Below are 7508 nucleotides of genomic sequence, written 5' to 3' on the forward strand. Positions count from 1 at the left end.
GTTTTGGTGGTTTCGCGTACCAATAGGGGGAGTTGCCCCACAGTGGCGGGACGCTCCCGGTGGGGGTGTCCCCCTACCAGGCACCCCCCCACCACGGTGCGAGCGGCGGGTGGCCTCATAGGCTCAAAAGCATGGGTACACCCTTGGGGGATTTCATCCGGGCCAAGCGCGACAGCACCCAGCCGGAGACGCTGGGGCTGCCGGACCGCGGCCGCCGCCGGTCGCCGGGGCTACGACGCCTGGACCTCGCCGCACGCGCCGGGATCAGCGTCGAATATCTGACCCGCATTGAGCAGGGCCGTGATCGTAATCCGTCGGTGGCGGTGGTCAATGCGCTCGCCGATGCGCTCAGTCTCAACCCCGCGGAACGCACCCACCTGCGGGACCTTGCGAAGATCAGCGGCGGTGAGTGCAGGGCCCACACCCGGCCTGCACCGGTACGCCGTGACATCCGCCCGTCGGTGCTGCGGACCCTGCGCCTGCTGGAACCGGGCATTGCTGTGGTGACCAACAGGCTCGGCGATGTCCTCGCCTACACCAGCGGATACGAAGCGGTGACCAGGGGCACCGGACTGCTCGAGGCCGACGCGCCTAACCTCACCCGCTACGTCTTCACCGACTCTCGCGCCCGGAGCTTCTTCGCCGATTGGGACGTCGTCGCGGACGAGCAGGCGTTCGGCCTGTGGTTCGGAGCGTCGGCCGGCTACTCCGAGTGGCTCACAGCAGAGCTCGCGGCTGTTGCCGGCCCGGACTTCACCTCTCGGCTGAACCGTCCTGTGGTCCCGCGACGCGAAGTACTCCGGCTCAACCACCCTTTGGGTCATGCACTCGAGCTGCTGCGCGAGACACTCGAACTCTCCGAGGACGCAATGCAACTGGTCGTCTTCCTCCCAGCCGACGACACGACGGCGCAGAGCGTCGACCAGCTACGTCGGCACGCCCACGGCCGACTCCGGGCCATTTCGTGACACAGCGGCCTCGCGGAAGATGCGCGAGAAGCTGTCCGCTGGTGCAGGCGCGAAGGGATACCGCTCCGACGACTGGGACGTCATCGATCTCGCCGACGCGGCTGCACCGGCTGCTGATCCGCCGCAACCGCACCACCGGCGAACTCGCCTACCATTGCTGCCATTCACTCACAGCGGCGCCGTCGGCCATCCTGGCACGCGTCGCTGGATCAAGGTGGGTGGGTGGAGGAGACCTGGCCGGAGAGGCCTGGCCCTAGTGGACGAGCCCTGCCGCTACACCTTGGCCGCTCTGGTCTGGTCCGGAGGTGTGCACATCCAATGGGGTCGATCGATACGGTCAGTCCTGCGGTTTCGACGCCGCATCGCCACCTCCGGTTCACCCAACTAACCCATGACGCGCGCGTAGCATCGATCTTGGTTCACTTTGGCGTAACGGAGGTCTCGTGGCGGCTGACATTCCCGGCGTGCGGATAGACACCGGCACGGCTCATCCGGCGCGTGTGTACGACTATTTGCTGGGTGGCAAGGACAATTACCCGCCCGACTGGGAGCTGGGAGAGTCGCTGCCGGCCGCGGCGAAGACCGCTGCGCGGCAAAACCGGGAGTTCATGCACCGGGCGATGGCCTGGGTGGCCGGCACGGGCATCGATCAGTTCCTCGACATCGGTACTGGTATCCCGACCGTGCCGAACCTGCACCAGGTCGTGCAGGCGGCCATGCCCACCGCGCGGGTTGTCTACACCGACTACGACCCCATCGTGCTGCGGCACGCCGAGGCCCTCCTGATAGGCAGGCCCGAAGGGGCCACCGACTACATCCAAGCGGATGTCCGCGACCCCCATACGATCCTTGAACATGCCTGCCGGATCCTGGATTTCGACCGCCCGATCGCCCTGTCGCTCATCGCACTCATGCCCTTCGTGCCCGACGAGCACAAGCCGCACGAGGTTGTCCGCACCCTGGTGGACGCGCTGCCCTCTGGCAGTTACCTCGTACTGTCACACGGCTCCTCGGACCTTCTTCCGGACCTCGCGGCCACCGTCAGCGAGAAGTACGCCGACGGCGGCGTGACCTTGACCCTGCGGACCCGCGCGGACATCCTCCGCTTCTTCGACGGCCTCGACCTGATCGACCCCGGCCTCGTCGTCACGACGAAGTGGTTCAAGGACACACCTGCCCCGTTGGAGGAGCCCGGCGGCCTCTACGGCGCAGTCGCACACCTTCCCTGACACGCAACCGGGGAAGCTCACGGCCTTTGCCTTTGCCCGGCAGCCGCGGCTGGCCCTCATCGCCCCCCTCATCGACCGCCAACAGCTCGGTGCCTGGCCCGTCAGATCGCAATGGCAGCGGGTACAGCCCTTCCCCGGCCGCACCACCCGCCAAAGCGCTACCCCAGGAATGCCCCTGAGGCCCACCGGGCCCTGCGACGACGCGAAATCGGCCCGGTACCTTGCCGGGCCCCCGCCCTGCCCCTTGCCCGGGCCGCGGTCTGGCTGCCAGGCCGCAGTTGACGCGACGCCCTTTCGTCCCCGCCCACCAGCACGGGCGCACCTGCTGGCCGGACAGGCTGTGCACGAGTACACCGGCGTCCTGTGCTGCCCCCGGTTCTGACCGGCTGGCGAACAGCCCTCGCCGGATGTTTCTGCTGTCCGGCCTCCCCGTGTGGCACATCCCGTGGTCTCAGCGTGTGTTGTGGCTCGTGGTCGCCGATGCCGGGGGGAAGGCCGTGTTCCGGCATAGTCGGCCGGCAGTGGCTGGGGTTGTGCTGGTAGCTATGGTGTGCCGCACAGTCAATCGGCCGGTGAGTGCCTGTACGGGGATGTTTCCTCGTCTCGTGCGGGTACGTGTCCCGGCCCAGGCTTCCCGCCGTGACGATGTGCGAAAGGCGCGCGCATGAAGAGTCGGTTCACCGGTCTGGAGACGGTCCCTGTCATATACGAGGGCCGCATCCTGGGAATCGTGGAGACCCATGGCAGGGCAGCCCACTCTGCTGTGACCTCTCAGGGCGGACGTCTTGCCAGGCCCGACGGTGTGGCCGTGTTCTATCGGTCCGTGGCAGCAGGCCGGGCCGCCCTGATCGAGAGTTTCGAGCGAAGGCCCTGGCGCACCCTGCTTGCCGACGTCGTCAAACACCAGTTGGCGCACCGCTCCTGACTCCCGTCCCCTTGTCTGCGGCCGTTGACTTCGTTCAGGGGCCGCAGGCGTGTCTTCCCGGGCGACGCGGCGCCTTTGGGGCTGGGCGGATGTCATGGCGCCCTGCGCAGTCTGGAGGGGACTGTGGCCGGCCCGCCATCGTTTCAACCGCTACCAGTCTCTGGGCGCCGCGTACGACGCTGTCACCAACTGCCGCTGCCTTTCGACCATCGTGCATCGTTGTACTGAACCGGCGTACCGTGCTTTTTCAGTGAAGATCATGCGGTTGTACTGAAGCCGACGATCAAGATCGTGTCATTGTGGGGGTCTCCGGTCCGTCGCTTTCCCCCGTAGCGGCGGGCCGGACCTCTTCCCGGACTCTCGTGGACCGACCGCGCGGCAGTCGGTGGCGGCCCGGCCGGGCCGCCACAGCCGGCCGGCAAGGGCCGGCTGGCTGGGGTTGTGCCGGTGGCTATCTAGCGGCAGCCCCCGCGGCCGGCCGCGGGGGCCGGAGGGCGTCGGTCGCAGCCGGGTCCGGGGCTGAAGCGACACGGCGTCAGGGAGCGTTCCACGCGCGCAGTTGCTGGCCGATCAGGCCGACCCCCATTGCGCCGGACGCAGTGTCCCGTACCAAGGAGACCGCCTCTTTGGGTGGATAGTGGAGCCGGCATCCGTTCAGGGCCAGGTAGGCCTCCGTCGAGTGCCAGGCGAAGGCCTCGCCTGAGTGCTCCAGGGACGGCAGCTTCGCCAGGGTCTGGAGCAGCGCGGCGGCCTTGAGATAGAGGGAGCCGTAGATGTCGCGTTCCAGCGCCCTGGCATTGACCCGGGCGGTCGCCGCATACAGCGGGCCGTAGTCGTCCACCTGCGGATCGCCAGGCAACAGCTCCGCCGCGTGCAGAAGGAAGGGCACATCAAGCGGGTGAAGCGGATCGTCCTGGGTCACGCTGCATGACCCCGCTCCCGCTGCTCCTCAAGCTCACGGCGCGCCTGCTGCTCCGTGGCGCGCTGCTGCGAGCTGGCATCGGCTGTGCCGGCTCCCTCGGCGAACGCGTCGCCGCTGTGGGCCATCGACTCCCTGAACGCCTCGAGGAAGCGCTCTTCCACAGCCGTGGCGCGGGCGTAGGCAGCCGAGAGGATGTACTCCTGCAGGCTGACGCCTTCCTGTTTTGCTGCGGCCTCGATCGCAGCCCGCTGGGCTGGATCGGGGAAGCGTAGGTTCATGGCTTTGGGATGAGACATGGTACCGATGGTACCGTCGATACCGCAGATCGGCCACACTCAAACCAGGCCTCCAAGCGCGGCGCCCGCTCAGCCGATGAGGTGGCCGGTGCCCCGCGGCCGGGATCGCCTCTCGGCAGGTCAACGCGCGGTCACGCCGCGCCCGCCCGCATCCAGGATTTCGGCGAGCAGGCCATGGCCACCACCTGGCGCCTGCTGCGAAAACTCCGCTGCTGTACCACGCGAATCACCAGCCTCGATACGTACGAGACAAACAGGGTGACTGCGCAACTATCTCGGGACCCGGCTGCGCAGCGTTCCCGGTTGGGCACCGGGTTCCTCAGCGACCTCCAGGATCGGCTTTCCTGTCTCGGTCACGATGCGTGCAGCACCTTCACGGAACTCGGCGTGCTGTGTCCCTTTCCCGGTTCCCATGAACTTCAACTTCCGCTGCAATGAGGGACTTCACGTTACGAGGGGAGGTCCAGCGCCCCAGGGGGGCGAGTGGGTTGGGGCCTACCGGTACTGGGGACCGTGAAGTCACCCCGGGCGGTGGTTGCCCGACGGCTGTGGCCGATAGCCCTGTTCGGCGAGCCAGGCCCGGGCCCGGCCGTGCTGCCGTTCCGCAGCGAACAGTTGGTATTGCCGTAGCTGTGCTGGTGAGGTGGCCAGCGTGTCCTTGAACCGGCGGAAGGCTCCTCGGCCGCGGATCGTGATGCTGAGGAATCGGGCGAGATTCTGGTCGTCGAGGAGGGTGGTGAAGTCTTCCATGTCGCGGTAGGCGTTGTGCGAGCCGGTGCTCGGGACATGAAGCCACCGTTCGGTGTCTTGAGGTTCGTTCTCGTCCCCTGCCTCGTCAGTGTCCGGGAGGGTGGGCCGGCATTCGCCGGAGGCGACGTTGATGTGGCCACCACCGTAGGCCGGGTCGCCTTCGAGGAGACCGGAGAGTTCCTCCAGATCGACCGGCAGCGGCCGCAGCATGCAGACGGCGCCACCGCCCGCCGTCTGGAGCTGTTCGGCGAGGACTTCGTCTCCGGGCCAGTTCCGGGCGCGCAAGGCCAACGTGCATGCGGCCGCCGTCTCCCGGGCGCCGGGCACATCCCGAGAGGCGGCTGCGGTGAGTGCGTCTCCGCATTGCTGCAGCACGTCGGCGGGGTCATGTGTCCGCAGCAGGGCCAGCAGGGACGGGCCGTCCGTGGCGTAGCAGGCGGCGCGGAGCCTCTTCAGCGCGTGGTCGGTCCATGCCTCGGTCATGCCCGCGAGGCTACGCCGGGGCGCGCTGCGAGCGCGGTTGTGAGCACCGCGACCTCGCCACCAGCATCGTCCCGGCGGAGGTCCGGCCCACCGGTAGCGGCCCCGGCGCTGCAGGATGCAGCCGTCCGGCAGCACGAGATCCCGAGGATCTGCGGCGTCCCGGGGCCTGGTCTCGGCGACGGCCGAACCCTGGTTCTGGATCACTTTCAGTGCCAGGGCCACGGAGGGTCACCGAAACCGCGATCATGAACGGCCGTGGGTGATGTTCTCCTCCAGGACCTGTGGTTCCACCAGGTCGAGGGTGTCGTGATCGAAAACGTCGTGCCTGACAGCGAGTTGGTGGCAGTGCGGGCCCGGGCGGCTGCGGAGCGAGCCGTGTGTCCGGCGTGCGGGACGCGGTCGTCCCGGGTGCACAGCCGGTACGTACGTCGGCTCGCCGACAGTGCGGTCGGCGGGCGCCCGGTGCTGATCGAGTTACAGGTGCGGCGTTTCCGCTGTGGTCAACGTTCCTGCAAGCAGGCGACATTCGCTGAGCAGGTCGACGGTCTGACCGTCCGCCACGGCAGACGCAGCACCGGATTGCAGAGGGTGCTGGAGCGCGTGGCGGTGATGCTGGCCGGCCGCCCCGGCGCCCGTTTGTCCCAGGCTCTGGCGGCTGGGGTGAGCAGGTCGACGCTGCTGCGGTTGATCCGCCGCCTGCCTGAACCCGAGACCTCGACACCACGGGTGCTCGGGGTGGACGACTTCGCCCTCCGTAAAGGCCACAACTACGGCACGATCCTGATCGACATCGAAACCCACCAGCCCATCGACCTGCTGCCGGACCGGACGACGTCGACAGTCGCCCGGTGGCTCGCCGAGCATCCCGGCGTCGAGGTGATCTGCAGAGACCGCTCCACGGCCTATGCCGAGGCCGGACGGCTCGGCGCCCCGAACGCCGTCCACGTCGCGGACCGATGGCACATATGGTCGAACCTGGCCGAGGCCGTCGAGAAGACGGTCGTCCAGCACCGGGCTCTGCTGCGGGAACCGCACGACCCCTCCACCGCCAGGGTCGCTCGCGGACATGGAGAACGCGAGCCTCGAACCACCCCCTCCCACCGGGCCCCGGACAACCGGCCGGCTCTCCGACCGTGTCCGGGAACAGCATGTGGCCGTCCACGATCTCCTCGACCAAGGCGTCGGACTGCGCACGATCGCCCGCCGGCTCGGGCTGGCCCGCAACACGGTCCGCCGCTATGCCCATGTGACGAGTGCGGACGAGCTCCTGGTCGGGCGGTGGACCAGCCGCACCAGCATCCTCGACCCCTACAAGCCCTACCTCCACCAACGGTGGGCGGAAGGCTGCACCGTCGCCCGCCGCCTGTTCGAGGAAGTCCGCGAGCGCGGCTACACCGGCGGCGAGAGCGTCGTGAAGAAGTACGTGGCCAAGCTCCGCGAGAACTTCCCGCACGACCCGCCCCGCAAAGCACCGTCCGTGCGGGACGTGACCAGCTGGCTCACCCGCCACCCCGACCGCCTCACCGACGATCAAGCCCTGCAGCTCAAAGCGATCCTGACCCGCTGCCCCGCCCTCGACCGAACCTCCCACCACGTCCGTGCATTCGCCGAGTTGATGAACGACCGCCAAGGCAAACACCTCGACCAGTGGATCACCAGCGTCCAGGCCGATGACCTGCCCGCCCTGCACACCTTCGTCACCGGCCTCGGCCAGGACCTCGACGCCGTCGTCGCTGGCCTCAGCCTCCGCTACAGCTCCGGCGTCGTCGAAGGCCACAACAACAAGATCAAGATGCTGAAGCGGCAGATGTTCGGCCGAGCCAGCTTCGACCTGCTCCGCATTCTCTGAACTAGCGATCTTGGTCTGTTGGGGTGTCCGGCCGTCGTGGAGCCGGGATTCCGAGGTCGATGGTTTGGGGTGACCGGCGGTCGATC

At 68.1% G+C, this 7508-nt stretch carries 7 protein-coding genes and 3 pseudogenes; 7 read left to right on the plus strand and 3 right to left on the minus strand.

The window, feature by feature from the left end; translation table 11 throughout:
• The first annotated feature begins 131 nt into the window (after window positions 1-131).
• The 4 genes and pseudogenes from AC07CM_RS44505 (at window position 132) to AC07CM_RS44520 (ending at window position 3122) form a co-directional block, all read left to right on the plus strand.
• Entirely contained in the window at window positions 132-968 is an 837-nt protein-coding gene (locus tag AC07CM_RS44505; RefSeq protein WP_478882267.1) for a helix-turn-helix domain-containing protein, read from the plus strand.
• Window positions 952-1186, plus strand: a pseudogene (locus tag AC07CM_RS44510) (IS701 family transposase); the annotation flags it as partial. The gene AC07CM_RS44505 and the pseudogene AC07CM_RS44510, both read left to right, overlap by 17 nt.
• A gap of 225 nt (window positions 1187-1411) precedes the next feature.
• Window positions 1412-2197 (plus strand): SAM-dependent methyltransferase, encoded by a 786-nt coding sequence (locus AC07CM_RS44515; RefSeq protein WP_478882268.1) that lies wholly within the window; start codon window positions 1412-1414, stop codon window positions 2195-2197.
• A 664-nt stretch (window positions 2198-2861) separates the two neighbouring features.
• Complete coding sequence (locus AC07CM_RS44520; RefSeq protein WP_478882269.1) at window positions 2862-3122, plus strand: hypothetical protein; 261 nt, start codon at window positions 2862-2864, stop codon at window positions 3120-3122.
• Between the two features lie 535 nt (window positions 3123-3657).
• Here AC07CM_RS44520 and AC07CM_RS44525 read toward each other — a convergent pair.
• Both AC07CM_RS44525 and AC07CM_RS44530 read right to left on the minus strand, forming a co-directional pair.
• Window positions 3658-4044, minus strand: a complete 387-nt coding sequence (locus tag AC07CM_RS44525; protein ID WP_478882270.1) for a fic family toxin-antitoxin system, toxin component — start codon at window positions 4042-4044, stop codon at window positions 3658-3660.
• On the minus strand, window positions 4041-4340 hold the full coding sequence (locus tag AC07CM_RS44530; RefSeq protein WP_478882271.1) for a type II toxin -antitoxin system TacA 1-like antitoxin: 300 nt from the start codon (window positions 4338-4340) through the stop codon (window positions 4041-4043). Before AC07CM_RS44530 ends, AC07CM_RS44525 begins: the two co-directional genes overlap by 4 nt.
• 94 nt (window positions 4341-4434) lie before the next feature.
• Between AC07CM_RS44530 and AC07CM_RS44535 the strand changes: the two are divergent.
• Window positions 4435-4577 (plus strand): annotated as a pseudogene (locus tag AC07CM_RS44535) (IS5/IS1182 family transposase); the annotation flags it as partial.
• A gap of 282 nt (window positions 4578-4859) precedes the next feature.
• Here AC07CM_RS44535 and AC07CM_RS44540 read toward each other — a convergent pair.
• A complete protein-coding gene (locus AC07CM_RS44540; RefSeq protein WP_478882272.1) occupies window positions 4860-5573 on the minus strand; it encodes a UPF0158 family protein in 714 nt (237 codons plus the stop codon).
• A 375-nt stretch (window positions 5574-5948) separates the two neighbouring features.
• Here AC07CM_RS44540 and AC07CM_RS44545 point away from each other — a divergent pair.
• Together AC07CM_RS44545 and AC07CM_RS44550 are read left to right on the plus strand one after the other, a co-directional pair.
• Window positions 5949-6557 (plus strand): annotated as a pseudogene (locus AC07CM_RS44545) (ISL3 family transposase); the annotation flags it as partial.
• An 82-nt stretch (window positions 6558-6639) separates the two neighbouring features.
• A complete protein-coding gene (locus AC07CM_RS44550; protein WP_478882273.1) occupies window positions 6640-7422 on the plus strand; it encodes an ISL3 family transposase in 783 nt (260 codons plus the stop codon).
• Window positions 7423-7508: the final 86 nt, after the last annotated feature.

The sequence above is a fragment of the Streptomyces sp. NPDC044061 genome (assembly GCF_056434305.1).